The following is a 24,681-nucleotide window of genomic DNA, read 5'->3' as shown; positions in this document are numbered from 1 at the left end:
CAGGCGAAGCAATCCATGGCCGGATATTGCCGCCTTACGACAGGTTCGGTCGATGGATCGCCGCGGCGACTGCGTCGCCTCGCAATGACGGGTTAGACAAAGCTGTAAGGATCGACATCCACCCCCACCCGCACGCCCGGCGCGAACTGGACCGCGCCGATCCAGTCGCGCAGCATCGCCTGCAGATTGGCGCTGCGCCTTGCATTGACGAGGAAGCGGTAGCGATAGCGCCCGCGCAGCAGCGCCATGGGGGCAGGGGCGGGGCCGAGGATCTGGACATCGGTCAGCCGCGGGCGGACGTCGCCGAGCCGCACCGCGGCCTCGCGCGCCTCCTTCTCGTCCTCGCTGGACAGGATGATCGCCGCCCAGCGTCCGAACGGCGGGGCGCCCGCATCGCGCCTCCCTTGCGTCTCGGCGGCGTAGAAGGCGTCGCGGTCGTTGTTGGCGAGGGCGGCGATGACGGGCGCGTCGGGGTGGCGGGTCTGGATCAGCACCTCGCCCGGCTTCGCGCCCCGCCCGGCGCGCCCCGCGACCTGCGCGATCTGCGAGAAGGTCCGCTCGCCCGCGCGCAGGTCCCCGCCCTCCAGGCCGAGATCGGCATCGACCACGCCCACCAGCGTGAGATCGGGGAAGTGGAAGCCCTTCGTCACCAGCTGCGTGCCGATGATGATGTCGATCGCCTTGCCTTCTGCTCGCGCGATGAACTCGGCGGCGCGTTCTGGGGTGTTGAGCGTGTCGCTCGTCGCCACGGCCAATCGCGCCTCGGGGAACAGCTCGCCCACCTCCGCCGCGATCCGTTCAACCCCCGGGCCGCAGGCGACGAGGCAATCGCTCTCGCCGCATTCCGGGCAGGCCTCGGGCACCCGCGTCTCGAAGCCGCAATGGTGGCAGGCAAGGCGCGCCGACAGGCGGTGTTCGACCAGCCACGCGCTGCAACTCGGGCATTTGAAGCGGTGCCCGCAATTCCTGCAAAGCGTGAGCGGGGCATAGCCGCGGCGGTTGAGGAACAGCAGCGATTGCTCGCCCTTGTCCAGCCGCTCGCGCAGGGCATCGATCAGCGGTCCGGCGAGCCATCGCTGGCTGCCGGGCTTCTCCTCCGTCAGGTCGACGAGTTGGACGGCGGGCAGGCTCGCCCCGCCGAAACGGGCGGGCAGGTCGAGTTTCGTGTAGACCCCGATCTCGGCCATGTGCAGGCTCTCGAGCGCCGGGGTGGCGCTGGCGAGCACAACGGGGATGCCCTCGAACCGCGCCCGCATCACCGCCACGTCGCGGGCGTTGTATCGCACGCCGTCATCCTGCTTGAAGCTGATCTCGTGCGCCTCGTCGACGACGATCAGCCCGAGCCTGGCATAGGGCAGGAACAGCGCCGAGCGCGCCCCGACCACGACCTGCGCCGAACCATCGGCGATCGCGCGCCATGCGCGGCGCCGCTCGGTCGACTTGAGCGAGGAGTGCCACAGCACCGGCTTGGCACCGAACCGCGCCTCGAACCGCGCGAGGAAGTTCTCGGTGAGCGCGATCTCGGGCAGCAGCACCAGCACTTGCCGCCCCTGCGCTATGGCCTCGGCAACGGGCTCGAAATAGGTCTCGGTCTTGCCGGAACCCGTCACCCCATCGAGCAGGAAGGGGGCGAAGGCCCGGGCGCGCACTGCCTCGACCAGCGTCCCTGCCACCGCCGCCTGGGCATCCGACAGGTCCGGTCGGTGGAAGCCCGGATCGGCTGGCGGGTAGGGGCGGTCGATCGCGACCGTCACCGGTTCGATCAGACCCGCCCCCGCCATGCCGCGCAGCACCCCTTCCGAGACGCCCGCGATGCCCGCCAGCTCGCGCATGGTGCCCTGCTGCCCCGCCAGCTTTTCCAGCGCCGCCCTGCGCTGCGCGGTCAGGCGCCCCGAACTCTCCGCCCCCGTGAGGCGGTATTCGGTCATGGTCGCCGGCCCTCCCAGCGCCCCGCCGCTGGACAGCGCCATGCGCGCCACGCTGGCGAGAGGGGCGCAGTAGTAGTCGGCGGTCCACTCGATCAGCCGCCTGAGCGGTGCGGGCAGGGGCGGCACCGGCAGCACCTCGAGGATCGGGCGCAGGCGCTCGAAGGCGATCTCGTCGCCCGGCAGGGCTCCCTCGTCCCACACGATCCCCGTCACCTTGCGCGGGCCGAGCGGGGCGATGACCACGCTCCCCGCAGGTGCACCCACGCCCTCGGGCAGCCGGTAGTCGAGCGGGCCCAAAGCTGCGTTAAGGACAAGGAGGCGGACGCGGTTCATCGTGGGGATATATGGCGAGCGGCATGAGGAAGCCGCAAGATTGGAGACACAGTCTATGACCGAGTTTGTCGCTTCCCCCACCACGCGCCGCCGCCTGCTTGCGGGCGCATCGGGCGGGGCCGTGCTGCTGCTCCTGCCCGCCTGCGCCAGCACCGGCGGCGGCTTCTCGATGGTCGAGGCGGTGCGGCGGATGCTGCTGCTCGCCACCGAGAACGCCTTTGCGCGCCTCACCGCGCCGGGCGGCTTCTGGGACGAGCAGGTCGCGCAGCTCGGCCTCGGCACCATGCTGGGCGCGCGCGGCGACGTGCTCTCGCGCATCCTCACCTCCGCGCTGGTCAAGGACCGGCTCGAGGAACGCTTCGCCACCTTCGCGATCGACGCGAGCTTCCGCGCCGCGCCGGTGGTGACCGACGCGATCCGGGTGATCGGCTTCGAGAACGCCATCGCGCTGGTGCGCGGCGGGCCGACGGCGGCGAGCGGTTATCTGCGGCAGGAGGTCGGCACGGCGCTGATCGATGCGGTGGTGCCCGAACTGGGCGAGGCGCTGCGCCTCAGCCGCGATCCGCTGATCGCGCAGGCGCTCTCGGCGCTCGCCGGGGTCGATGTGGCGGGCGTCGCCGACCGCTTCGGCCGCCAGATCGACGATGCCATCTGGGGCGAGATCGCGCGCGAGGAAGCCGCGATCCGCGCCAATCCGCAGGCGACGCGCGATCCCGTGCTGATCGGCGTGTTCGGCGGGCTGGGGCGGGTCTGATCCCGCGCCGTCAGAAGCGCCAGGTAACGACCGTCTGGGGCACGTGGGTGTAGCGATCGGGACGATCCCCGCGCGGGAAGCCGATCAGCCAGTAGCTCGCGGCCACTTCCAGCCGGTCGTTGACTGCATGCATGATCCGCACCTGCGCGCGCCACTGGTCGGTCGAGGCGCCGTCTCCGGCGTTGCGTCCCTGAAGCAGGCCGAGCACCTCGCCCCCCACACTGGCGCGCCAGCCTTTGCCAAGCGGGTGGGTGTACTGGATGCGTTGGCGCAGCCGCAGCTCGGCCCGGTCGGCACCGTCGAAGAAGCGCTGCTCGAACCGCGTGCGCGATTCGAACCCTCCGCGCACGATCGTGATCTGCTGGTGCGGCCGCAGCTCGGTGCTGCCCCCAGCCTCGAACACCGCCGCGCCGCCCCCGATCCGCACGCCCTCGGCCACGCGCTGGTCGATGCTGAAGCGGAAGGTCTGCTGATCCCCGCCGCGCGCCGTCTCGCGCCAGCGCTGGCTAACATCGACGGTGAGCGCGGTGTCCTTGGCAAGATCGCCGGTGACGATCGCGATCTGCCACAATTGCACGTCCTCTTCCGCCGCCCGCGCTTTCGACGGTTGCCAAGCCGCCAGCGTGGCGGCAAGCAGCATCGCAATTCGCACGGGCATCCGAGTCATGCCCGCCCCCTAGGCGCGCGCCGCCGCGCCGCCTATCGCAAAATGTCTGGAGCGCACTCATGAAATTCTTTGTCGACACCGCTGATATCGAGGCCATCCGCGACCTCGCCGCCACGGGTCTGCTCGACGGGGTGACCACCAATCCCTCGCTGATCGCCAAGTCGGGGCGCGACTTCAAGGAAGTCACCGCCGAGATCTGCAAGCTGGTCGACGGCCCGGTCAGCGCCGAGGTGGTAGCGCTCGATCACGAGACGATGATGAAGGAGGCCGAAGTCCTCAGGAAGATCGCAGACAATGTCTGCATCAAGGTGCCGCTGACGGTCGACGGCCTCAAGACCTGCAAGGCGCTGACGTCCGACGGCACGATGGTCAACGTCACGCTGTGCTTCTCGGCCAATCAGGCGCTGCTGGCGGCCAAGGCGGGGGCGAGCTTCATCTCGCCTTTCGTCGGGCGGCACGACGACAACGGCTTCGACGGCATGGACCTGATCGAGGACATCCGCCTGATCTACGACAACTACAACTTCGTCACCGAAATCCTCGTCGCCAGCGTGCGCCACACCACCCACGTGCTCCAGGCTGCCAAGATCGGCGCCGACGTGATGACCGCCCCCCCTGCGGTGATCCACGCGCTCTTCAAGCACGTGCTCACCGACAAGGGGATCGAGGGCTTCATGGCCGATTGGGCCAAGACCGGGCAGAGCATCCTGTGAGCTTGCGCGGGCAGCCTTCGCGTTGCTAACGAAAACCGATCATGGCTGACCAGTCCCCGCTCGACCGTTTCAAGCAGGCGCTCACCGGCGCGAGCCGCGCGATTGCGCGCGATGCGGAGGTCGAGGTCGCATGGAGCGCCGATGTGCCCGGCAGCGCCGGCAACCGCTTCCGCGTGCCCTTGCCCGGGCGCGACCTGCCCGCCGATCAGGTGCGCGAGGCGCGGGGGTTTGCGGATTCGTTTGCGCTGAAGCTGCGGCACCACGACGCCGCGCTCCATGCCCGTTCCGCCCCGCCCGAGCCGATCGCCCGCGCCTGCTACGACGCGATCGAGCAGGTGCGCTACGAGGCCCTGGGCGCCAACCGCTTCGGCGGCATCCGCGCCAATCTCGACGCCGCGACCGAACTGCGCACGGCGGGCGACAAGATCGTGCGTGCACAGAACTCGGCCGAGGTTCCCTTGCAGACCGCGCTCGCCCTGCTGGTGCGCGAGGCGCTGACCGGCGAGGCCGTGCCGCAGAAGGCGCAGGGCGGGATCGAGCTGGTGCGCGACTTCCTCGAGGAGAAGGTCGGCGGCGATTTCGCCGGGCTGGCCGCCGCGATCGGCGACCAGCAGACCTTCCAGAAGCTCGCGCTCGACATGCTGCGCGAACTCGACCTGACCCGCCCGACCGATGCTCCCGACGAAAGCGACAGCGACGACGCGGACGAGGACGACGGCGCCGACGACGAGAACGAGGGCGAGGACGACAACCAGGGCGAAGGCGATCCGCAGAGCGCCGAAATGGCCGGCGACATGGCCGAGGGCGAAGGGGAGGGGGAGCAATCTTCCGACACCCAGACCGACAGCGACATGGCCGAGGGCGACCCGGGCGACGACAGCGATGCCGCCAACGCCCCCGTGCGCCCCAACCGCCCGCAGGCCGAGGTGCCGGCAAGCGTCGACTACAAGGCCTTCACCACCCGCTTCGACGAGGAAGTCGCCGCCCCCGACCTGTGCGATGCCGAGGAACTCGACCGGCTGCGCGCCTATCTCGACAGCCAGCTGACCGGCCTTCAGGGCGTGGTTACGCGCCTCGCCAACCGCCTCCAGCGCCGGTTGATGGCGCAGCAGAACCGCAGCTGGGATTTTGATCAGGAGGAGGGCGTTCTCGACGCGGCGCGCCTCTCCCGCGTGATCGTCTCGCCCGGCACAGCGCTGTCCTACAAGGTCGAACGCGATGTCGAGTTCAAGGACACGATCGTCACGCTGCTGATCGACAACTCGGGCTCGATGCGGGGCCGTCCGATCTCGATCGCCGCGATCAGCGCGGACATTCTGGCGCGCACGCTCGAACGCTGCGGGGTCAAGACCGAGATCCTCGGCTTCACCACCCGCGCGTGGAAGGGCGGGCAGAGCCGCGAGGCCTGGCTCGCCGACGGCAAGCCGCAGAACCCGGGTCGCCTCAACGACCTCAGGCACATCATCTACAAGCAGGCCGACGAGCCGTGGCGCCGCGCGCGCCGCAATCTCGGGCTGATGATGCGCGAGGGGCTGCTGAAGGAAAACATCGACGGCGAGGCGCTGATCTGGGCGCATTCCCGCCTGCTCTACCGCCCCGAGGAACGCCGCATCCTGATGGTGATCAGCGACGGCGCGCCGGTGGACGATTCGACCCTGTCGGTGAACTCGGCGGGCTATCTCGAAGCGCACCTGCGCGGCGTGATCGAGTGGATCGAGAAGGTCTCCCCCGTCCAGCTCGTGGCGATCGGCATCGGTCACGACGTGACGCGCTACTACCGCCGCGCGGTGACGATCATGGACGTGGAACAGCTCGGCGGCACGATCATGGAACAGCTCGCCGAACTGTTCGAGGATGAAAAGGGCGTGAAGAAGCGGTGATGCGATCAGGCGTCTTGCTAACAGCGTTCGCCGCTTTCTCGCTCGGTCAGCCTGCCTATGCTGACGAGCCAGAATGTTACGATCTGAAGATCCGAGCAAAGCCTGTAGCACAGGTTCCCACAGAGATCATCGAAGAGCCCGGCTACATTGTTATGAGCTGGCCGTGGTTTGTCGACCTAGAGGTCGAGCGTGTTCTCGATGGCAATTCCGATGAAACAAAGCTCACGGTTCTGGCAGTCCTCCACACGAGTTACGTCGCCAAAACGCGTGTTTTTCTGCTCCGCCGCAACACGCTCGGGGGCTTTAATTTGCTGCGACCAGAAAGTCCCGAAGAGCTGACTCGGTGCAAAGCAGGGGTAGAACCGATGATATCCTACCTCCGTACTGCCGAGGGTAAATCGCTGGAAGACTATAGATTGGCGGGAGAGAAGGCTTGGGCAGACTATCTCGGCTACAACAAGGACTGAACTGATGAACGTCACCGAAGCCGTCACCTCCCGCCGCTCGATCCGGCAGTTCCTCGACAAGCCCGTCGATCTCGAGACCCTCACCCGCGTGATGGACAAGGCGCGCTGGGCGGCCTCGGGGTGCAACTTCCAGCCGTGGGAGGCGAGCATCGTCACCGGCCAGCCGCTCAAGGACCTCCAGGCGAAGATCACCACCACGCCGCCCCAGGCCGCCGAATACGACTGGACCGCGCCGGGGACCGAGGATGCCTACAAGCAGCGCCTCAACGGCATTTCGGCCGGGATGTTCGGCGCGATGGGGATCGCGCGCGAGGACGGCGCCGGGCGCATGGCGGCGATGATGCGCAATGCCACCAGCTTCGATGCGCCCGCGGTGATGTTCGTCTATTTCCCGCGCCTCATGAAGGAGCCGCAGTGGTCCGACACCGGCATGTGGCTCCAGACCGTCGCCCTTCTGCTGCGCGAGGAGGGGCTCGATTCCTGCTTCCAGGAATACATGGCGCTCTACGCCAACGTGATCCGCGACTTCCTCGGGCTCGATCACGAACGCTACATGTTCTTCTGCGGCATGGCGATCGGCTACCGCGATCCCGACGCGCCGGTGAACAATTTCGAGCGCGAGCGGGTGCCGCTGGAGGACCACGTCAAGTTCATCGGGTTCTGACTTCCCTCGTCATTGCGAGCGGAGCGAAGCAATCCATGGCCCAAGGCGAGCAAGCTGGTCGGCAGGCCATGGATTGCCGGGTGGGGCGGAGCCCCGTCTTCGACTCCGCTTCGCTCCTCGCAATGACGAGGTAATTGACGGAAGGGCCCCGGCTAGCCAAAGGCCCCGCCCATGACCGACGCGCCTCTCAAGCTGTTCAACTCGCTCACCCGCCAGATCGAGGTGTTCAAGCCCGTCCACGAAGGCGAGGCGCGCGTCTATTCCTGCGGGCCGACGGTCTACAACTACCAGCACATCGGCAACATGCGCGCCTATGTCTTTGCCGACACGCTCGGGCGCACGCTCCAGTGGAAGGGCTACAAGCTCACCCACGTGGTCAACATCACCGATGTCGGCCACCTCACCTCGGACGCGGACGAGGGCGAGGACAAGATGGAGAAGATGGCCGCGCGCGAGGGCAAGAGCGCGTGGGATATCGCGAAGTTCTATCAGGAGGATTTCGAGCGCGATCTTGCCCGCCTCAACGTCCAGCCCAAGCAGCACCCGCGCGCGACCGAATATGTCGAGGCGATGATCGAATGGGGCAAGTCGATCGCGGAGAAGCACTGCTACGAACTGGAGAGCGGGCTCTATTTCGATGTGTCCACGGTGGCGGATTACGGCCGACTGGCGCGCGCGACCACCGATGAGGGCGAAAGCCGCATCGGGGACGTGGAAGGCAAACGCAACGCCGCCGACTTCGCGATCTGGCGGCGGACGCCGCCGGGCGAGACGCGGCAGATGGAATGGGAGTCGCCCTGGGGCCGGGGCGCGCCGGGGTGGCATCTCGAATGCTCGGTGATGGGCGAGGCGCTCTTGGGCTTTCCCTTCGACATCCACACGGGCGGGATCGACCACCGCGAGATCCACCACCCGAACGAGATCGCCCAGAACCAGGCCTATTGCTGCACGAAAGGCCTCGACGACCCGAGGAATTCGGGCGCGAAGATATGGATGCACAACAACTTCCTCGTCGAGCGCAGCGGCAAGATGTCGAAGTCCTCGGGCGAGTTCCTGCGGCTGCAACTGCTGGTCGACAAGGGCTACCACCCGCTCGCCTATCGGCTGATGTGCCTGCAGGCGCATTACCGCAGCGAGCTGGAGTTCTCGTGGGAGGGCCTCGGCGCGGCGCTGACGCGGCTGAAGCGGATGGTCATGGCGGTCGCCCCGCTTGCCGAAGCCGAACCCCAGCCGGGCACGACCCACCCGAAGTTCGCCCCAGCGCTTGAGAAATTTGCCGAGGCGATGGCCGACGATCTCAACACCCCGATAGCGCTCACCGCGCTGGAGGAGGCGCTGGCGACCAAAAAGGTCGATGCCGGTATCAAGCGCGCGGTCATCGCGGAAATGGATGCGGTGCTGGGCCTTGACCTGTTCGGCCTGACCCGCGCCGACCTGCGCATCCGGCCCGTTGCTGCCACCATCACCGAGGCCGAAATCGAAACTGCGCTCGCCCGCCGCAAGGAGGCGCGCGCGGCGAAGGATTTCGCCGCCTCCGATGCGATCCGCGAGGAATTGGCGGAACAGGGTGTCGAGGTGATGGACGGCGATCCGCTCGGCTGGGAGTGGAAGCTGGCTTGACCATCATGTAGCTTTCGCTACATAGGTTGCATGATGCAACCTATCCTCTGGCTGATCCTCGCCGCGATTCACGCCATGCCGGCGCTCGCGTTCTTCCGCCCGGCGACGCTTACCTCGCTCTACGGCCTGCGGCCCGACAATCCGCTGTTCCTGCTCATGCAGCACCGCGCGGGCCTGTTCCTCGCGGTCTTCGTCGCCTGCATCTGGGCCGCCTTCGTGCCCGAGGGCCGCAGGCTCGCGGTGCTCGTCGTCGGCATCAGCATGGTGAGCTTCCTCGTGCTGTGGTGGCAGGCCGGGGCGCCCGCACCGCTCAGGCGGATCGCGCTCGTCGACTTGGCGGGCCTGCCTGCTTTGGCAGGGGTGGCGTGGCTCGCTTTCCGGCAGTAACGATCCCGCCATGACCATCCTCGCCATTTCCGGGCTCATCCGCCCGATGCTCGAACACCGCCTTCCGCAGGGCCTCGACGTGCGCTGGTTCATGACCCGCGAGGAGGCGCTGGAGGCCGTCGCCGAGGCCGAGATCGGCTGGTTCGACATGAACGACCAGCAGGCGATGGCCGAAACCCTGCGCGCGGCGAAGAAGCTCAAATGGCTCAATTCGATCTATGCGGGGCTCGATTTCCTGCCGATGGACGTGCTGATCGAGCGCGGGATCACCGTCACCAACGGGGCGGGGATCAATGCGATCACCATCGCCGAATATGTCGTCATGGGGATGCTCAACATCGCCAAGGGTTTCCGCGAGGTGGTTCGCGCGCAGGAGCGGCGCGAGTGGCTGCTCGATTCGCCCGGCAAGCGCGAACTGGCCGGATCGAAGGCGCTGCTGCTCGGCTACGGCGCGATCGGCAGGCTCATAGAGCCGCGCCTGAAGGCCTTCGATGTCGATGTCACCGTGGTTCGCCGCAGCGCGGGCGAAGGCACCCTCGGCCCGGACGAATGGCGCGCACACCTCGATGAATTCGACTGGGTGATCCTCGCGGTCCCCGCCACGCCCGAGACGGAAGGCATGATCGGGGCCGCGGAACTGGCGGCGATGAAATCGGACTGCGTCATCGTCAACATCGCGCGCGGGTCCGTAATCGACCAGCCGGCGCTCTTGGAAGCGCTTGAAACAAAGGCGATCGGCGGCGCGTTCCTCGATGTCACCACGCCCGAGCCGCTGCCGGCCGACCACCCGCTGTGGGCGCTCGACAACGCGCACATCACCATGCACCTGTCGGGCCGCGCGCAATCGAAGATGTTCCAGCGATCGGGCGACCGCTTCCTCGACAATCTCGACCGCTATCTGCGCGGGGAGCCTGTCGCCCCGGTGTTCGACCCGCGCCTCGGTTACTGACCCCGGGCGACGGGCCGCTTTCAGGCTTGGCGCTTTTCTGCAATACTCGCCCCGCGTGATCCGCCATCACGGAGCGGTCACACGCGCGCGCTAAGCCTCGGGGCCTCGCGCGCAAGGCCGGGGGGCCTCTAAAGGGGGGGAGTACCACATGAGCGATACGCAGAAGGCATCGGACCTGTTCATCGAATGCCTCGAGGCCGAGGGCGTCGAATACATCTTCGGCGTGCCCGGGGAGGAGAACCTCGATTTCCTCGAGAGCCTGTCGAAGTCGGAAAAGATCAGGCTGATCCTCACCCGCCACGAACAGGGCGCCGGCTTCATGGCCGCGACCTATGGCCGCCACACCGGGCGCACCGGCGTGTGCATCGCGACGCTTGGCCCGGGCGCGACCAATTTCGTGACTGCGGCCGCCTATGCCCAGCTCGGCGGGATGCCGATGCTGATGATCACCGGTCAGAAGCCGATCAAGAAGTCGAAGCAGGGCCGCTTCCAGATCCTCGACGTGGTCGGGATGATGACCCCGATCACCAAGTTCACCCACCAGCTCGCCAGCGCCGACAACATCCCGAGCCGCGTGCGCGAGGCGATCCGGCTGGCCGAGGAGGAAAAGCCGGGCGCGGTTCACCTCGAATTCCCCGAGGACATCGCCGAGGAGCACACCTCCAGCCGGCCGCTCGCCGCCAGCCTCGCCCGCCGGCCTTCCGCCGAGGAGAAGGCCGTGCGCCAGGCGGTGCTGGCGATCGAGCAGGCCAAGGCCCCGATCCTCGTGATCGGCGCGGGCGCCAACCGCAAGATGACCGGGCGGATGCTGCGCCAGCTGATCGACAAGACCGGCATCCCCTTCGTGACGACCCAGATGGGCAAGGGCGTGGTCGACGAGCGCCACCCGCTGTTCCTCGGCTGCGCGGCGCTTTCGGCGGGGGATTTCGTCCACCGCGCGATCCAGGACGCGGACTGCATCGTCAACATCGGCCATGACGTGATCGAGAAGCCGCCCTTCTTCATGCGCAACGACGGCGAGGGGCCGGTCGGTTCCGACAGCCCGCCCACGGTGATCCACGTCTCGACCCGCACTGCCGAGGTCGATCCGGTCTACTTCCCGCAGATCGAGGTGATCGGCGACATCGCCAATGCGATCTGGCAGATCAAGGAAGACATCGTCCCGCAGGGCCGGTGGGACTTCCGCCGGATGCTCGAATACCGCGCCGCCGAGGTCGCGCACACCGAGCCGCTGGCGAACGACACCCGCTTCCCGATCTTCCCGCCGCATCTGGTGAAGCAGGTGCGCGGCGCCATGCCGGAGGACGGGATCATCTGCCTCGACAACGGGGTCTACAAAATCTGGTTCGCGCGCGGCTATACCGCCTACCTGCCCAACACCGTGCTGCTCGACAATGCGCTGGCGACGATGGGGGCGGGGCTGCCTTCCGCGATGATGAGCGCGATGCTCTATCCGGACCGCAAGGTGATGGCGATCTGCGGAGACGGCGGGTTCATGATGAACTCGCAGGAGATGGAGACCGCGGTGCGCCTCGGCCTCAACCTCACCGTGCTGATCCTGCGCGACGATGCCTACGGAATGATCCGGTGGAAGCAGGCCAACATGGGCTTCAAGGATTTCGGCCTGACCTATGGCAACCCCGATTTCGTCCAGTATGCCGAAAGCTACGGCGCGACCGGGCACCGGGTAACCTCGTCCGAGCACCTCACCGACCTGCTCCAGCACTGCCTCGCCACGCCGGGGGTGCACCTCATCGATTGCCCGGTTGACTACACCGAGAACGACCAGATCCTGAACATCGACATCAAGCGGCTGTCGAAGGAGCTGTAGACGCTCGCGTACCCCTCCCGCTCGCGGGAGGGGCCAGCGGTGGGCGCGTCATGGGATGGCGCTCACCCGGACAGGCCCACCCCCGGCCCCTCCCGCAGGCGGGAGGGGGGAAGGACGCCCGATGAAACTGAAAGAAACCTACCCGCTCTACCTCAACAACAAGGCGGTGCAGCCCAACACCGATCTCGAGGTGACCGACAAGTACACCGGCGAGGTCGCCTTCCGCACCGCGCTCGCCACGCCCGATGTGATCGAGGAGGGCATCGCCGGTGCCGTGCGCGCTGCCGAGCCGATGGCGCGGCTTGCCTCCTACGAGAAACAGGACGTGCTGATGCACTGCGTCAAGCGGTTCCGCGAACGCTTCGACGAACTCGCCTATGCCCTGTGCGTCGAGGCGGGCAAGCCGATCAAGGACAGCGAGGGCGAGGTCACGCGCCTGATCGACACCTTCCGCATCGCCGCCGAGGAGGCGGTCAGGAACTACGGCGAGGTTCAGCCGCTCGACATCTCCCCGCGCGCCAAGGGCTACCAGGGCATGTGGAAGCGCGTGCCGATCGGGCCGTGCAGCTTCATTTCGCCGTTCAACTTCCCGCTCAACCTCGCCGCGCACAAGATCGCACCTGCGATCGCGGTCGGCTGCCCCTTCGTGATGAAGCCCGCCTCCAAGACGCCCTTGGGGGCGATCATCATGGGCGAGGTGCTGGCCGAGTGCGACGTGCTGCCCGAGGGCGCCTTCTCGATCCTGCCTGCCAGCCGCGACGGGGCGGACCTCTTCACCCAGGACGAGCGGCTGAAGCTGCTCTCCTTCACCGGCTCGCCGGGGGTGGGCTGGGACCTCAAGGCCAAGGCCGGCAAGAAGAAGGTCGTGCTCGAACTGGGCGGCAACGCGGCGGTGATCATCGACAAGGACGCCGACCTCGACGACGCGCTGGAGCGGGTGATCTTCGGCGCCTTCTACCAGTCGGGCCAGTCCTGCATCGGCGTGCAGCGCATCCTGATCCACGCCGAGGTCTATGACCGCTTCAAGGCGATGCTGGTCGAACGCGCCGGAAAACTGATCGCGGGCGATCCCAAGGACCGCAACACCTTCATCGGCCCGATGATCTCGGACGGCGAGGCGAAGCGCCTCAAGGGCTGGATCGACGAGGCGGTCGAGGCGGGCGCGACCCTGTTGTGCGGCGGCGGCCTGTCGCGCGGCAACATGCTGGAGGCGACGCTGCTCGAAGGCGTGCCCGAGGACGCCAAGGCGAAGAACGAGGAAGCCTTCGGCCCGCTCGCGATCCTTCAGAAGTTCCATCACTTCGATGAAGCGCTGGAGGAAGTGAACAACTCAAAGTTCGGCCTTCAGGCGGGCATCTTCACCCGCGACCTGTTCCAGATGTTCGATGCCTGGGACCAGCTCGATGTCGGCGGTGTCGTCATCAACGACGTGCCGAGCTACCGGGTCGACAACATGCCCTATGGGGGCGTGAAGGACTCCGGCCTCGGCCGCGAGGGCATCCGCTTCGCGATGGAGGACATGAGCGAGATCCGGAATTTGATCATTCGGCGCACGTAATCCCTCCCCACCGGGGGAGGATGCTCAACCCTCCTCCAGCAGCAGCAGCACGGCGGTGACTTCCAGCCGCTCCATTGCGCCGAAGCGGTGGTCGACCTTGGTGATCGTGGCGTCGGCGACCAGCTGGCCGGGTATCGCGAATTCGTGATCGGGCAGATGCTCGATCAGCTCCTCGCCCGCGGCCACCGCCTCGGCACCGCAGAACTCCAGCACCACCGCATGGCGCGTGCCGGCGAAGGTGATCGAGGCCCAGGCCTTTTCCTCGTGCGAGAGGATGGTGCCGGACCCGCCGGTGATCAGCAGCAGGGCGCTGCGCACCCGGTCCGCGAGCGAGCGCCGCGCGCGCAGCGCGGCGGGCACGCCGAGGGGGAAGGTGGCGGACTTCACCTCGATCTGGTCGAAGGGCGCGTTGAGGTGGGCGAAGGGATCGCCGCAGCTTTCGGTCAACATCAGGCCATCCCCCTCGTCTGTTCCGCCGATCCGTCGGCATAGCCCTGCATCCACGCGCGGGTGCGCAGTTCGGTCTCGCGGCGGGCGGTGCGGCCCATGCGCAGGTCGAGCACGAAGCGCGGGTCATGGGCGGCAAGGCGCCCGAACTTGGTGGCGGGCATGGCGTGTTCCCTGAGGAAGGTCTCGATGGTTCGAAGCAGCATGGTGTTGCGTCCCTGTCGGTTGCCGAGTCGAAGGCTTGGCATCGGGCGAATCGCCTGATGTTCCTGAAATGTTCCATGATTTTTCGCGCTTGTCTAGGAAAAATCCTTCGTGTAGGAAGTTTCCATGATGCAAACCCAACAGAATGCTGTCGAGAGCCTCTCCGGACCGCGTGCCCGGCTGCTCGAATTGGCCCAGGCGCGGGGGGTGAGTCTCGCCGCCCTGTCCGAATTGCTCGGGCGTAACCCGTCCTATCTGCAGCAGTTCATCCGAAAGGGCAGCCCCCGCAAGCTTGAGGAACAGGACCGCGCGACGCTCGCGCGGTTCCTAGGGGTGGGCGAGGAGGAGCTGCGCGAGGCGAAGGATAATTCCTACGTAAAGCCCCCGAGGCGCCGCGATGGAGGCGACTGGGTCGAGGTGCCCCGGCTCGATCTCGGCGCGGCGGCCGGGGCGGGGCGCATTCCGGGCGGGGAGGCCGCCTTCGACGCCTTCCGCTTCTCGCGCCGCTGGCTGGAAGAACAGGGCCTCGCCCGCGCCGAACTCTCGGCGATCCGGGTCGAGGGGGATTCGATGGAGCCGCTCCTCAACGATGGCGACGAGATCCTCGTCGATCGCGCGCCCCGCGCTTTCCGCGACGGCATCCACGTGGTCCGCCTGGGCGACACGCTGATGGTGAAGCGCGTCGCCAGCGCGGGGGCGGGGCGGGTGGCGCTGCTCTCGCAGAACCTCGCCTACCCGCCGGTCGAGGTTGCGGCCGAGGAGGTCGCAATCATCGGGCGGGTTGTGTGGAAGGGGGGGCGGGTGTGACGCCCGCGTCCGTCAGTCCAGCATAAAGGGCATGTATTTCCGGATATATGCCTCCGACACGAGCTCGGCCTCGCCGATGTCATGATAGGGCATTCTCGCGGTCTGTCTCGGTACCGGCGTCGCGAACATCCGCCGTGGAAAGCGCGGATCGTCGGCGAACCGTGCGAGCAGGGCGGCGCGATCGTCTTCCCACCCCGGTTCAAGCCCGATGCCGTGCTCCGGCCAGGAACGGTGCGTGTCGAGCGCACAGAGCCGATCGATCACGTGGTTGATGCAGAGCTGCCTGCTTCGATAGGGCTCGGGCAGCTGCTCGGGCGGCAGCACCCCGCCTTCGAGCCGGTGTATGCCGTTGGATTGTGCCATGAAGATCGCGAGCGCGGTAACACGGTCCATGCGTTCCTGCTCCACCAGCCAGGCCATGAAATCCGCGTCTTCGACGCCGAACACCACCATCGACAGAGCGACGCAATGCCACACCAAGGGGTCGCCGCTTTCCTTGACCCAGTCGAGGTCTTCGGGGTTGGCAAGATCCAGCGACTCGGGCATCTCGGCCCGTGCCGGTTCGCGGCCCCATTTCAAGCCGAACATATCGCACCTCCCTGTAAATTCACGACAACATGGCAGGGCAGTCGTTAATTTCCCGTCACTTGCCAGTCTTGCCACAAGGGCTATCTTGCGCCCATGACCGACACCCCCGCACCCCAACTCCCCATGCGCGCCGCGATCATTCCGGTGACGCCGCTCCAGCAGAACTGCTCGCTGATCTGGTGCACGAAGACCATGAAGGGCGCGCTGGTCGATCCGGGCGGTGATCTCGACAAGCTCAAGGAGGGCGTCGCCAAGGCGGGTGTCACGCTCGAAAAGCTGCTCGTCACCCACGGGCACCTCGACCACTGCGGCCAGACCGGGATGCTGGCGGACGAACTGGGCCTGCCGATCGAAGGCCCGCACGAGGACGACCGCTTCTGGATCGACCAATTGGACGATGACGGCCCGCGCTGGGGGATGGTTGCCAAGAGCTTCACTCCGACCCGCTGGCTCCAGCACGGCGACACGGTGACGGTGGGCGAACTCACGCTCGACGTGATCCACTGTCCCGGCCACACGCCGGGCCACGTGGTATTCTTCCACGAGCCCAGCCGCTTCGCGATCGTCGGCGATGTGCTGTTCCAGGGCTCGATCGGCCGCACGGACTTCCCGCGCGGCAACCATCAGGACCTGATCGATTCCATCACCCAGCGCCTCTGGCCGCTCGGCGAGGACGTGATGTTCATCCCCGGCCACGGCCCGACCAGCACCTTCGGGCGCGAGCGCAAGACCAATGCCTTCGTAAGCGACTACGCGCTTTCTTGATTGCGACCCCGCCTCCGCGGGGTCGTCCTCGGTGCTGTTCCTTCGCTCCGCTACGGGCACCTGCGGGCGGCCGGTCGGTCTTGCGGCCTGTCCGTTGGCGGGCCGGTGAGAGCCTTCATTTGGCGGATCACATCACCCCTGCGCCCACCAGCGCCGCGACCACGGCGAGGCCCAGCAGCACCAGCATCGTCACCAGCGTTCCGACCATCCGGCCCCAGCCCCAGTTGCCGCCGTCCATGCCGAAGCCGTGCAGCACCCGGGCGATCATGTAGGCCGCTGCGACCAGGCTCAGCCACCCGCCGCCCTTGCCGGCCAGCTCGATGGCGGCAATCAGCGCCAGCACGAAAGGCGTGTTCTCGACGAAGTTGGCCTGCGCCCGCATCCGGCGTTGCAGGCTGTCGCTTCCGCCGTCGCCGACGCTGATCGACAGCGCGCGCCGCACCGCGCCGACGCGGATCGAAAGCCACAGGTTGAGCACGGCCGCAGCGGCCGCGGCCGCGAGCGTCACGGGAAGCATGATCATGGACGGAGATCCCCTCGTTGATGTGCCCTCGTGCTAGGGCGCGCGCTCGCGGGTTGCAACGCGCGATTTTTCCGCTATAGCGCGCGCCTTCCCGCCGCTGCTGGCCAAGGAAAGCCCGCACAGCCTCGCGCTTGTGCGCCAGCCCTCCTTGCCGTAAGGGCGGCCTTCGAGAATCGCAGGCGCCGATGGCGCGCACGTTGTTTATTTGAGGAATTGGTGCCGCCATGGCTGTCCCCAAGAGAAAAGTTTCGCCTTCCCGTCGCGGCATGCGTCGCTCGCACGATGCCCTGAAGGTCGAGGCGTTCCACGAATGCCCGAACTGCGGCGAGCTGAAGCGCCCGCACAACATCTGCGGCCACTGCGGCCACTATAACGGGCGTCAGGTTGTCGCCGTCGGCTGATCGCCGCTGGCCTGGACAATAGACCGGAGATGAGCGCCATGAGCCTGCCCCGTATCGCTGTCGATGCGATGGGCGGAGATGAAGGCGTGCGCGTGATGGTCGAGGGCGCGGCCCTCGCCCGCCGCCAGCACGACAAATTCAAGTTCCTGTTGGTGGGCGATGGCGCGCGGATCGAAGCGGCGCTCGACAACCACCCGAACCTGCGCGCGGCCTCCGAAATCCTCCACTGCGACGACGTGGTGGGCGGGGACGAGCTGCCCAGCAAGGCGATCCGCCGCGCCAAGACCACCTCGATGGGCCTTGCCGTCAACGCGGTGAAGACCGGCGATGCCGGGGCCGCGGTCAGCGCGGGCAACACCGGTGCGCTGATGGCGATGAGCAAGCTCGCGCTCCGCACCATGCCGGGAATCGACCGTCCGGCGCTCGCCGCGATCATGCCGACCTTGCAGGCGCATGACGTTGTCATGCTCGACCTCGGCGCCAATACCGAGGCGGACGCGAGGAACCTCGTCCAGTTCGCGGTGATGGGCGCGGCCTATTCGCGGATCGTCAACGGCTTCGACAAGCCGGTGGTGCGCCTGCTCAACATCGGCACCGAAGAGATCAAGGGCACCGAGGAACTGCGCGATGCGGCAGCGATGCTCACCGCCGCATCGGCCGGCGATGGCCTCGCGCTCCAGTTCGACGGCTTCGTCGAAAGCGACAAGATCAACCGCGGCGAGACCCATGTCGTCGTCACCGACGGCTTTTCGGGCAATATCGCGCTGAAGGCGATCGAGGGTTCGGCGCGCTTCGTCACCGATCTGCTGCGCCAGGCCTTCACTTCCTCGCTGCGGAGCAAGATCGGCTTCCTGGTCTCGCGCCCGGCGACCGAGCTGCTGCGCCACCATCTCGATCCGAACAACCACAACGGCGCGGTCTTCCTCGGGCTCAACGGGGTGGTGGTGAAGAGCCACGGCAGCGCGACGGCCAAGGGCGTCGCCCATGCGGTCGCTGTGACGGCTCGCCTGCTCGAGAACAAGCTGACCGAGCGGATCGCGCAGGATCTCTCGCGCCTCGGCGAAGGCGCGCTGCGCCAGAACGGGCGCGCGGCGACGCCGAAGGACAGCGAGGCTCCCGCGTGACCGGATCGCGCGTGCTCGGCACCGGTTCGGCCCTGCCGCGCCGGATCGTGACCAACGCCGAACTGGCGGAGAAGGTCGACACCTCGGACGAATGGATCACCGCGCGCACCGGCATCCGTCAGCGCCATATCGCCGGTGACGACGAGACCACCTCCACCCTCGCCATCGCCGCCGCCCGCGCCGCGCTTGCCGATGCCGGGGTCGAGGCGTCGAGCATCGGGCTGATCGTTCTCGCCACTGCCACCCCCGACAACACCTTCCCCGCCACCGCCACCAAGGTGCAGGCCGCGCTGGGGTGCAACGGCGGGGTCGCCTTCGATGTCGCGGCGGTGTGCTCGGGCTTCCTCTATGCCCTGAGCGTCGCCGATTCGCTGTTGAGGACCGGCATGGCGAAGCGCGCGCTGGTGATCGGCGCGGAAACCTTCAGCCGCATCCTCGACTGGGAGGACCGCACCACCTGCGTGCTGTTCGGCGACGGGGCCGGGGCAGTGGTGCTCGAGGCGCCCTCGGGCGAGCCGGGCGGCAAGGACGCGCCGGGGATCCTCGCCTCGCGGCTCCATGCCGACGGCGCGCAGCACGATCTGCTCTATGTCGACGGCGGCCCCTCGACCACGCGGACCGTCGGCCATGTGCGGATGCGCGGGCAGGAAGTGTTCCGCCACGCGGTCGTCAACCTGTCGGGTGTGCTCAGGGAAGTGCTTGAGGAGACAGGCATTTCCGCCGACGCGATCGACTGGGTGGTGCCGCACCAGGCCAATGCCCGGATCCTCGACGCGACCGCGAAGAAGCTCGGCATCGCGCCCGAAAGGGTGATCGTCACGGTGCAGGATCACGCCAACACCTCGGCCGCCTCGGTGCCGCTGGCGCTCGATGTCGCGCGCAAGGACGGGCGGATCAAGCCCGGCGATCTCGTCATGCTCGAGGCGATGGGCGGCGGCTTCACCTGGGGTGCGAGCCTCATCCGCATGTGACCGCGCAGAGCCGCGTCTGTCCCTTTCGCTAACACAATTGCTGAAAACTCAAGCCCCGGCATGGCATCGCTTTGCAAAGGCGCGAGAAAAATCGTAAGCAGAAAACCTTCTTTCGGGTCGCGCCGCGAAGGAGAAATCGCATGATGCGTTCGGTTGGGACTTTGACCCGCGCCGATCTGGCGGAGACCATCAATCGCAAGATGGGCTTCAGCCGGGCCGAGTCGCTCGATCTGGTCGAGGCAATTCTCGCCAAGATGAGCGATGCGCTCGCCAAGGGCGAGAACGTGAAGATTTCGGGCTTCGGCAGCTTCGTGCTGCGCGACAAGAACGAACGGATCGGCCGCAATCCCAAGACCGGGATCGAGGTGCCGATCACCCCCCGACGGGTGATGACCTTCCGCGCGAGCCAGCTGCTCAAGGAACGGATCGCCAAGGGGTGAGAGCAAGAGGTGAGGCCAGATGACCGGTTTCGATGACGGCAAGGACGAGGGCGCGCTGCGCACCATCGGCGAAGTCAGCGAGGCGCTCGGCATCCGGCCTCACGTGCTCAGATACTGGGAGGCGCAGTTCCCGCTGCTGAAGCCGCTGAAACGCAGCGGCGGGCGACGCTATTACCGCGCTGCCGATGTCGAGCTGGTGAAGACCATCGACCGGCTGGTGAACCGCGAAGGCTACACCCTCAAGGGTGCCGAGGCGGTGCTGCGCGCCGCCGCAAAGTCCCCGCTCGACCGCCGCAAGGACGATCGCCGCAGCGGCGACCGCAGGGCCGATGCCGAACCCGATGCCGCGCCCGGGGTGCGGGTGGTGGTCCCCGAAGGGCCCGACATGGCCGAGATAATCGCCGGCCTTAAGGCCGTGCGCGCCAGACTCGCGGCGGCGCTCGAGGCCTGATCGCTACTCCGCCGCCAGCAGCGCGGCCTCGCCCAGATCGACACTGACGAGGCGCGAGACGCCTTTCTCGGCCATCGTCACCCCGAACAGGCGGTGCATCCGGCTCATCGTCACCGCGTTGTGGGTGACGATCAGGTAACGCGTCGTGGTGGTGGCGACCATCGATTCCAGCAGGTCGCAGAAGCGTTCGACATTGGCATCGTCGAGCGGCGCGTCGACTTCGTCGAGCACGCAGATCGGGGCCGGGTTGGTGAGGAACAGTGCGAAGATCAGCGCCGTGGCGGTCAACGCCTGCTCCCCGCCCGAGAGCAGCGACAGCGATTGCAGCCGCTTGCCCGGCGGCTGGGCGTAGATCTCGAGGCCCGCTTCGAGCGGATCGTCGGAATCGACCAGCGCCAGATGCGCCTGACCGCCCTCGAACAGGCGCGTGAAGAGGACGCGGAAATGTCCGTCGACCGCCTCGAAGGCGGCGCGCAGGCGCTCGCGACCCTCGCGGTTCAGGCTCCCGATCGAGCCGCGCAGGCGGGCGATGGCCTCGACCAGTTCCGCCTGCTCCTCGGCGGACGAGCCGTGCTCGGCCTCGATCCGGGCGAGTTCGTCTGCCGCCACCAGATTGACCGGGCCGATCCGTTCGCGCGCGGCGGTGAGCTTTTCCAGCTCGGCGGACTCGTCGGCAGCGGGGGCGAGGTCGTTCTCGTCGAAGCCGAAGCGTTCGCCCAGCAGCGGGGGCGGGCACTGGAAGCGTTCGCCCGAGATGCGGGCCATCTCGGCGCGGCGCAGCTCCTCGTTCTCGGCGCGCGCGGCGAGGCTGGCGCGGCTCTCTCGGGCCTGAGCCAGCACTTCGGTCGCCTGCGACAGCGCCGCATCGGCAGTGCGCTGGCGGGCGTCGGCCTCGCGCATCACCGCGTCGGCGGCGGCGAGTTCCTCGGCGAGGCGGTTGCGGGTCGCCTCGCCTGCCTCGATCTCGGCGGCCAGCATTGCAGGCTTGCCGGCGTGGACCGCGTGTTCCTCGGCGATCTCGGCGAGGCGGCGGGTGGTCTCGGCCATGCGCCGCTCGGCATCGGAGGAGCGCGCCTGCCATCCGGCGTGGTCGGCGGTCTGCGCCGCGAGCCTTTCGCGCGCGACGGCGAGCGCCTGGTCCTGCGCGGCGAGATCGGCGAGCGCGGCCTGCACCGCGGCGCGGGCGGCGGCGTTCTTCGCCTGCGCCGCCTCGAGCGCGGCGCGTCCGGCATCCTTCGCGGGAAGGCGCGTGCAGGCTTCGCGGGCCGTTTCGACCTCGCCCTTCGCGGCGGCGACCTGCGCGTCGATGTCGGACGCGCTGGCGGCGAGTTCGGCGAGGCGCGCGGCTAGGCGTTCCTTCGCGGCCTCGGCCTGATCGAGCCGCCGCAGCGCCTGCCGCTCCGCCTCGATCGCGCCTGCGATGCTGCGTTCCTGCGCGACGAGGCCTGTCTGGAGTGCCGCGAGTTCCTCGCGCACAGCCTTGTCCTCGGCCTCGGCTGCGGCGGCCGCGGTCCGCAGGGGGGGAAGGGCGGCTTCGAGTTCGGCAAAGCGGTTGGCTGCCTCGAGCTGCGCCGCCTCGGCCGCGCCTTCGCCGCGGGCGACGAAGCCGTCCCAGCGCCTGAGGTGCCCGGCGCGGGTCACCAGCCATTCGCCCGGCGCGAGCGTGCGGCCGTCGTCCTCGTCCACGCAATGCACCAGCGCGAGGCGGGCGGCGAGTTCCTCGGGGCATTGCGAGAGGCGCTTTGCCAGGCTGTCGGCCACCGGCTTCGGCGCGGCGGCCCCGGTCCAGAAGCGCCCGTCGGGCGTCCCCGCGGGCGCGCCAAGGGGGGACTTGCCATCTCGCCCCAGCACGGCGGCGAGCGCGCGTTCGTAGCCGGGGGTGACGGTGACGCGGTCGAGCGGGGTCGCCATGCCCTGCCGCCCTGCTTCGCGCTTGGCCCGCGCCTCGCGGTCGCGGGCGAGGGCGGTGTGCTCGCGCTCGACGCCGGCGAGTTCGGCGCGCGCCGCGGCAAGCGCACTGGCGGCCTCGTCGCGCGCGGTCTGCAATTCGCCCTTGCGCGCCTGATCCTCGGCAAGTTTCGCGCGCAGCCGGGCAAGGTCGTCGGCGGCGAGGTCTGCCGCCTCGCGCGCAGCGATGACATCGGCTTCGGGATCGCCCGCGCTTTCGAGATCGGCGCGGGCGCGCGCGATGCGCGCGGCCTCGGCCTCGATCCGGGCGAGGCGCGCCTCGGCCTGCTCGACGGCGGCTTCGGCGACGCGCCACTCGGCCTCGACCCCGGCCTGATCGGCAGTCGCCTTGGCGAGCGCGAGTTCGGCGGCGCGGGCAGCGCGTTCCTTGTCCTCGGCCTTTTCGGCGAGCAGCGGGCGGGCCGCTTCGGCGGCAGCAGCGGCCTCGCGGCTGGCGGCGAGTTCCTGCGTCAGCCGAGCCAGCGCCTCGACCGCGGCATTGGTCAGGCGGTCGGCATCCGAGCGGTCCTCCTCGAGCCGCTTGCGCTGCCGTTCGAGATCGGCGAGCCGCGTTTCGGCAGCGTCGAGCTTTTCGGCAAGCGCGGCCATGCGGTGCCCGTGGGCGCTGGCATCGTCGCGCCGGTCGGCAAGCTCGTCGCGCGCTTCGGCGAGCGCCTGCGCCGCCTCGGCCTGCTGCTTCTGGGCGATCTCGACCAGCTTCTGCGCCTGCGCGACCTTGGTCTCCGCCTCCTCGGCTGCGGCGCGTGCGGCCTTGGCGGCGGCGGCGGCCTCGCGCCAGCGGGCGAAGAGCAGCCGCGCCTCGGCCGCCTGGATGCGGTTCGTGAGTTCGGTGTAGCGTTCGGCCTGCTTGGCCTGCCGCTTCAGACTCGCGATCTGCGCGTCGAGCCCGGCCATCAGGTCCTCGAGCCGGGCGAGGTTCGCTTCGGCCCCGCGCAGCTTGCTCTCGGCATCCTTGCGGCGGACGTGGAGGCCGGCGATCCCCGCCGCTTCCTCAAGCATCGCGCGGCGTTCGGCGGGCCTTGCGGCGATCACCTGCGCGATCTTGCCCTGGCTGACCAGCGCCGGGGAGTGCGCGCCGGTGGCGGCATCGGCGAAGGTGAGCGCCACGTCCTTGGCGCGCACGTCGCGCCCGTTGACGCGGTAGGCGCTGCCCGCCCCGCGCTCGATCCGGCGGGTGACGACCAGCTCCTCGCCGCCGTCATCCTCGGCGTGGAGCACCACTTCGGCGAAGTCGCGGGGTGGCCTTGTGGAGGTGCCCGCGAAGATCACGTCCTCCATCCCGCCAGAGCGCATCGACTTGGCCGAGGTTTCCCCCATGACCCAGCGGATCGCTTCGAGCAGGTTGGATTTGCCGCAGCCGTTCGGCCCGACGACCCCGGTCAGCCCGGGCTCGATGCGCAGTTCCGCCGGCTCGACGAAGCTCTTGAACCCGCTGAGCTTGAGCCGGTGGATCTGCATCGGCTGACTTGGCGCCCCCGCCCGTCAGCCTCAGCGCGCGCCGGCGCGCTGGAGGGCCGGTTCGAGCACGTCCCAGGTGGTGCCTTCCACCCGCTGGCCGTTGAGGAAGAAGGTCGGGGTGCCGGTGACCTTGTCCTTGGCCTGATTGGCCTCGACGCTCTTGACCAGCGCCTCGATCTTCGTGGTGTCGGCGAGGCAGGCGCGGCCCTGATCGGCGCTGAGACCGCGCGCGGCGAAGAATTCGAGCAGGCCCGTCGCCTCCCCGATCGCGACGAAGCGCTGGTTCAGCGGCAGCGCGCCTGCCGCCTGGACCGCCTGCGGGTTGCCCTGCAGGCCGGTGAAGACGGTCTCGAGGTTCTGCCACACCTCGTCCGAGAGCGGCTGGAACTGCTCCTTCGCCCCGCACTGGGCGAGGGTGGCGATCACCGCGTCGAAGGGATTGAGGAAGATCTCGCGCTGCTCGAAGCTGACGGTGCCGCTGGCGACATACTTGTTCTTGAGCGGCTCCTTGCCGGTCTTGGCGAAGTTGGCGCAGGCACCGCAGGTGTGCGAGGCATACTCGACCAGCTTGAGCGGCGCATCGGGGTTGCCCATCATGTAGCCGCCCTCGGGCGTGATGGTGACGACATTGGTCCACTGCTGGCCGGCGGGCGGCGCGACGGCGGGCAGGGGCTCGCCCCTGGCACCGGCGCCGTCGGTGGTCGCGGCATCGTCGCAGGCGGCCAGCATCAGCGGCGCGAGCGCGAGCAGGGGAAGGGCGAGCAGGCGGGTCTTGATCATTGT

Annotated in this window: 25 protein-coding genes; 17 read left to right on the top strand and 8 right to left on the bottom strand. The window is 68.2% G+C overall.

Going from position 1 to position 24,681, the window contains the following annotated elements:
• Positions 1–92: 92 nt before the first annotated feature.
• A complete protein-coding gene (locus CBR61_RS13330; RefSeq protein ID WP_088914801.1) occupies positions 93–2,261 on the bottom strand; it encodes a primosomal protein N' in 2,169 nt (722 codons plus the stop codon).
• Between the two features lie 55 nt (positions 2,262–2,316).
• Between CBR61_RS13330 and CBR61_RS13325 the strand changes: the two genes are divergently transcribed.
• Positions 2,317–3,015: a DUF4197 domain-containing protein gene (locus CBR61_RS13325; RefSeq protein ID WP_088914800.1), complete on the top strand. Its 699-nt coding sequence runs from the start codon at positions 2,317–2,319 to the stop codon at positions 3,013–3,015.
• A 10-nt stretch (positions 3,016–3,025) separates the two neighbouring features.
• Here the strand turns inward: CBR61_RS13325 and CBR61_RS13320 are convergent, their stop codons facing one another.
• On the bottom strand, positions 3,026–3,682 hold the full coding sequence (locus tag CBR61_RS13320; RefSeq protein WP_088914799.1) for a DUF2490 domain-containing protein: 657 nt from the start codon (positions 3,680–3,682) through the stop codon (positions 3,026–3,028).
• Between the two features lie 59 nt (positions 3,683–3,741).
• Here CBR61_RS13320 and fsa point away from each other — a divergent pair, with 59 nt between their 5' ends.
• The 9 genes from fsa (at position 3,742) to CBR61_RS13280 (ending at position 13,751) form a co-directional block, all read left to right on the top strand.
• Positions 3,742–4,395 carry a fructose-6-phosphate aldolase gene (fsa, locus tag CBR61_RS13315; RefSeq protein WP_088914798.1) on the top strand — a complete coding sequence of 218 codons (654 nt, stop codon included), beginning with the start codon at positions 3,742–3,744 and terminating at the stop codon, positions 4,393–4,395.
• A 41-nt stretch (positions 4,396–4,436) separates the two neighbouring features.
• Positions 4,437–6,275 carry a cobaltochelatase subunit CobT gene (cobT, locus tag CBR61_RS13310; RefSeq protein WP_088914797.1) on the top strand — a complete coding sequence of 613 codons (1,839 nt, stop codon included), beginning with the start codon at positions 4,437–4,439 and terminating at the stop codon, positions 6,273–6,275.
• Positions 6,275–6,742, top strand: coding sequence for a hypothetical protein (locus tag CBR61_RS16900; protein WP_157696596.1), 468 nt, complete (start codon positions 6,275–6,277; stop codon positions 6,740–6,742). Before cobT ends, CBR61_RS16900 begins: the two co-directional genes overlap by 1 nt.
• A gap of 4 nt (positions 6,743–6,746) precedes the next feature.
• Complete coding sequence (locus CBR61_RS13305; RefSeq protein WP_088914796.1) at positions 6,747–7,406, top strand: nitroreductase; 660 nt, start codon at positions 6,747–6,749, stop codon at positions 7,404–7,406.
• Between the two features lie 171 nt (positions 7,407–7,577).
• Positions 7,578–9,026 (top strand): cysteine--tRNA ligase, encoded by a 1,449-nt coding sequence (gene cysS, locus CBR61_RS13300; protein WP_088914795.1) that lies wholly within the window; start codon positions 7,578–7,580, stop codon positions 9,024–9,026.
• A 30-nt stretch (positions 9,027–9,056) separates the two neighbouring features.
• Positions 9,057–9,413 carry a phosphopantetheine adenylyltransferase gene (locus CBR61_RS13295; protein WP_088914794.1) on the top strand — a complete coding sequence of 119 codons (357 nt, stop codon included), beginning with the start codon at positions 9,057–9,059 and terminating at the stop codon, positions 9,411–9,413.
• A gap of 10 nt (positions 9,414–9,423) precedes the next feature.
• On the top strand, positions 9,424–10,362 hold the full coding sequence (locus CBR61_RS13290) for a D-2-hydroxyacid dehydrogenase (protein ID WP_088914793.1): 939 nt from the start codon (positions 9,424–9,426) through the stop codon (positions 10,360–10,362).
• Positions 10,363–10,510: 148 nt separating this feature from the next.
• Positions 10,511–12,193 carry an acetolactate synthase large subunit gene (locus tag CBR61_RS13285; protein WP_088914792.1) on the top strand — a complete coding sequence of 561 codons (1,683 nt, stop codon included), beginning with the start codon at positions 10,511–10,513 and terminating at the stop codon, positions 12,191–12,193.
• A 121-nt stretch (positions 12,194–12,314) separates the two neighbouring features.
• Complete coding sequence (locus tag CBR61_RS13280) at positions 12,315–13,751, top strand: aldehyde dehydrogenase family protein (protein WP_088914791.1); 1,437 nt, start codon at positions 12,315–12,317, stop codon at positions 13,749–13,751.
• A gap of 24 nt (positions 13,752–13,775) precedes the next feature.
• Here CBR61_RS13280 and CBR61_RS13275 read toward each other — a convergent pair whose 3' ends face one another.
• Together CBR61_RS13275 and CBR61_RS13270 are read right to left on the bottom strand one after the other, a co-directional pair.
• Positions 13,776–14,201, bottom strand: coding sequence for a hypothetical protein (locus CBR61_RS13275; protein WP_324616817.1), 426 nt, complete (start codon positions 14,199–14,201; stop codon positions 13,776–13,778).
• The gene (locus CBR61_RS13270) at positions 14,201–14,404 is read right to left on the bottom strand and encodes a hypothetical protein (protein ID WP_088914790.1); all 204 of its coding nucleotides are present in this window, start codon (positions 14,402–14,404) and stop codon (positions 14,201–14,203) included. Before CBR61_RS13270 ends, CBR61_RS13275 begins: the two co-directional genes overlap by 1 nt.
• A 124-nt stretch (positions 14,405–14,528) precedes the next feature.
• Between CBR61_RS13270 and CBR61_RS13265 the strand changes: the two genes are divergently transcribed.
• A complete protein-coding gene (locus tag CBR61_RS13265) occupies positions 14,529–15,209 on the top strand; it encodes a S24 family peptidase (RefSeq protein ID WP_088914789.1) in 681 nt (226 codons plus the stop codon).
• 12 nt (positions 15,210–15,221) lie between these two features.
• Here the strand turns inward: CBR61_RS13265 and CBR61_RS13260 are convergent, their stop codons facing one another.
• Positions 15,222–15,797 carry a hypothetical protein gene (locus tag CBR61_RS13260; RefSeq protein WP_088914788.1) on the bottom strand — a complete coding sequence of 192 codons (576 nt, stop codon included), beginning with the start codon at positions 15,795–15,797 and terminating at the stop codon, positions 15,222–15,224.
• A gap of 123 nt (positions 15,798–15,920) precedes the next feature.
• Between CBR61_RS13260 and CBR61_RS13255 the strand changes: the two genes are divergently transcribed.
• A complete protein-coding gene (locus tag CBR61_RS13255; protein ID WP_088914787.1) occupies positions 15,921–16,562 on the top strand; it encodes an MBL fold metallo-hydrolase in 642 nt (213 codons plus the stop codon).
• A gap of 127 nt (positions 16,563–16,689) precedes the next feature.
• Here CBR61_RS13255 and CBR61_RS13250 read toward each other — a convergent pair whose 3' ends face one another.
• On the bottom strand, positions 16,690–17,085 hold the full coding sequence (locus CBR61_RS13250; RefSeq protein ID WP_172835966.1) for an MAPEG family protein: 396 nt from the start codon (positions 17,083–17,085) through the stop codon (positions 16,690–16,692).
• A 224-nt stretch (positions 17,086–17,309) separates the two neighbouring features.
• On the opposite strand from CBR61_RS13250, the gene rpmF reads away from it, so the two are divergent.
• From rpmF to CBR61_RS13225, 5 genes are all read left to right on the top strand, one after another.
• Positions 17,310–17,486 carry a 50S ribosomal protein L32 gene (rpmF, locus tag CBR61_RS13245; RefSeq protein ID WP_086736123.1) on the top strand — a complete coding sequence of 59 codons (177 nt, stop codon included), beginning with the start codon at positions 17,310–17,312 and terminating at the stop codon, positions 17,484–17,486.
• A 38-nt stretch (positions 17,487–17,524) separates the two neighbouring features.
• The gene (plsX, locus tag CBR61_RS13240) at positions 17,525–18,610 is read left to right on the top strand and encodes a phosphate acyltransferase PlsX (protein ID WP_088915627.1); all 1,086 of its coding nucleotides are present in this window, start codon (positions 17,525–17,527) and stop codon (positions 18,608–18,610) included.
• A complete protein-coding gene (locus CBR61_RS13235) occupies positions 18,607–19,581 on the top strand; it encodes a beta-ketoacyl-ACP synthase III (protein ID WP_088914786.1) in 975 nt (324 codons plus the stop codon). Before plsX ends, CBR61_RS13235 begins: the two co-directional genes overlap by 4 nt.
• Before the next feature lie 140 nt (positions 19,582–19,721).
• A complete protein-coding gene (locus tag CBR61_RS13230; protein WP_017665718.1) occupies positions 19,722–20,021 on the top strand; it encodes an integration host factor subunit alpha in 300 nt (99 codons plus the stop codon).
• A gap of 19 nt (positions 20,022–20,040) precedes the next feature.
• Positions 20,041–20,472 carry a MerR family transcriptional regulator gene (locus tag CBR61_RS13225; protein WP_088914785.1) on the top strand — a complete coding sequence of 144 codons (432 nt, stop codon included), beginning with the start codon at positions 20,041–20,043 and terminating at the stop codon, positions 20,470–20,472.
• Between the two features lie 3 nt (positions 20,473–20,475).
• Here the strand turns inward: CBR61_RS13225 and CBR61_RS13220 are convergent, their stop codons facing one another.
• Together CBR61_RS13220 and CBR61_RS13215 are read right to left on the bottom strand one after the other, a co-directional pair.
• Entirely contained in the window at positions 20,476–23,898 is a 3,423-nt protein-coding gene (locus CBR61_RS13220; protein WP_088914784.1) for a chromosome segregation SMC family protein, read from the bottom strand.
• Between the two features lie 30 nt (positions 23,899–23,928).
• Complete coding sequence (locus tag CBR61_RS13215) at positions 23,929–24,678, bottom strand: DsbA family protein (protein ID WP_088914783.1); 750 nt, start codon at positions 24,676–24,678, stop codon at positions 23,929–23,931.
• Between the last annotated feature and the right edge of the window lie 3 nt (positions 24,679–24,681).

Origin of the sequence: Porphyrobacter sp. CACIAM 03H1, from assembly GCF_002215495.1 — a bacterium.
Taxonomy (GTDB): Bacteria; Pseudomonadota; Alphaproteobacteria; order Sphingomonadales; family Sphingomonadaceae; genus Erythrobacter.
This window is presented reverse-complemented; position numbering and strand designations above follow the sequence as displayed.

Bases quoted from the DNA above. Each gene is read 5' to 3' on its own strand.
- CBR61_RS13330 (WP_088914801.1), bottom strand. From the start codon at position 2,261: ATGAACCGCGTCCGCCTCCTTGTCCTTAACGCAGCTTTGGGCCCGCTC.
- CBR61_RS13325 (WP_088914800.1), top strand. From the start codon at position 2,317: ATGACCGAGTTTGTCGCTTCCCCCACCACGCGCCGCCGCCTGCTTGCG.
- CBR61_RS13320 (WP_088914799.1), bottom strand. From the start codon at position 3,682: ATGACTCGGATGCCCGTGCGAATTGCGATGCTGCTTGCCGCCACGCTG.
- fsa (WP_088914798.1), top strand. From the start codon at position 3,742: ATGAAATTCTTTGTCGACACCGCTGATATCGAGGCCATCCGCGACCTC.
- cobT (WP_088914797.1), top strand. From the start codon at position 4,437: ATGGCTGACCAGTCCCCGCTCGACCGTTTCAAGCAGGCGCTCACCGGC.
- CBR61_RS16900 (WP_157696596.1), top strand. From the start codon at position 6,275: ATGCGATCAGGCGTCTTGCTAACAGCGTTCGCCGCTTTCTCGCTCGGT.
- CBR61_RS13305 (WP_088914796.1), top strand. From the start codon at position 6,747: ATGAACGTCACCGAAGCCGTCACCTCCCGCCGCTCGATCCGGCAGTTC.
- cysS (WP_088914795.1), top strand. From the start codon at position 7,578: ATGACCGACGCGCCTCTCAAGCTGTTCAACTCGCTCACCCGCCAGATC.
- CBR61_RS13295 (WP_088914794.1), top strand. From the start codon at position 9,057: ATGATGCAACCTATCCTCTGGCTGATCCTCGCCGCGATTCACGCCATG.
- CBR61_RS13290 (WP_088914793.1), top strand. From the start codon at position 9,424: ATGACCATCCTCGCCATTTCCGGGCTCATCCGCCCGATGCTCGAACAC.
- CBR61_RS13285 (WP_088914792.1), top strand. From the start codon at position 10,511: ATGAGCGATACGCAGAAGGCATCGGACCTGTTCATCGAATGCCTCGAG.
- CBR61_RS13280 (WP_088914791.1), top strand. From the start codon at position 12,315: ATGAAACTGAAAGAAACCTACCCGCTCTACCTCAACAACAAGGCGGTG.
- CBR61_RS13275 (WP_324616817.1), bottom strand. From the start codon at position 14,201: ATGTTGACCGAAAGCTGCGGCGATCCCTTCGCCCACCTCAACGCGCCC.
- CBR61_RS13270 (WP_088914790.1), bottom strand. From the start codon at position 14,404: ATGCTGCTTCGAACCATCGAGACCTTCCTCAGGGAACACGCCATGCCC.
- CBR61_RS13265 (WP_088914789.1), top strand. From the start codon at position 14,529: ATGATGCAAACCCAACAGAATGCTGTCGAGAGCCTCTCCGGACCGCGT.
- CBR61_RS13260 (WP_088914788.1), bottom strand. From the start codon at position 15,797: ATGTTCGGCTTGAAATGGGGCCGCGAACCGGCACGGGCCGAGATGCCC.
- CBR61_RS13255 (WP_088914787.1), top strand. From the start codon at position 15,921: ATGCGCGCCGCGATCATTCCGGTGACGCCGCTCCAGCAGAACTGCTCG.
- CBR61_RS13250 (WP_172835966.1), bottom strand. From the start codon at position 17,085: ATGATCATGCTTCCCGTGACGCTCGCGGCCGCGGCCGCTGCGGCCGTG.
- rpmF (WP_086736123.1), top strand. From the start codon at position 17,310: ATGGCTGTCCCCAAGAGAAAAGTTTCGCCTTCCCGTCGCGGCATGCGT.
- plsX (WP_088915627.1), top strand. From the start codon at position 17,525: ATGAGCCTGCCCCGTATCGCTGTCGATGCGATGGGCGGAGATGAAGGC.
- CBR61_RS13230 (WP_017665718.1), top strand. From the start codon at position 19,722: ATGATGCGTTCGGTTGGGACTTTGACCCGCGCCGATCTGGCGGAGACC.
- CBR61_RS13225 (WP_088914785.1), top strand. From the start codon at position 20,041: ATGACCGGTTTCGATGACGGCAAGGACGAGGGCGCGCTGCGCACCATC.
- CBR61_RS13220 (WP_088914784.1), bottom strand. From the start codon at position 23,898: ATGCAGATCCACCGGCTCAAGCTCAGCGGGTTCAAGAGCTTCGTCGAG.
- CBR61_RS13215 (WP_088914783.1), bottom strand. From the start codon at position 24,678: ATGATCAAGACCCGCCTGCTCGCCCTTCCCCTGCTCGCGCTCGCGCCG.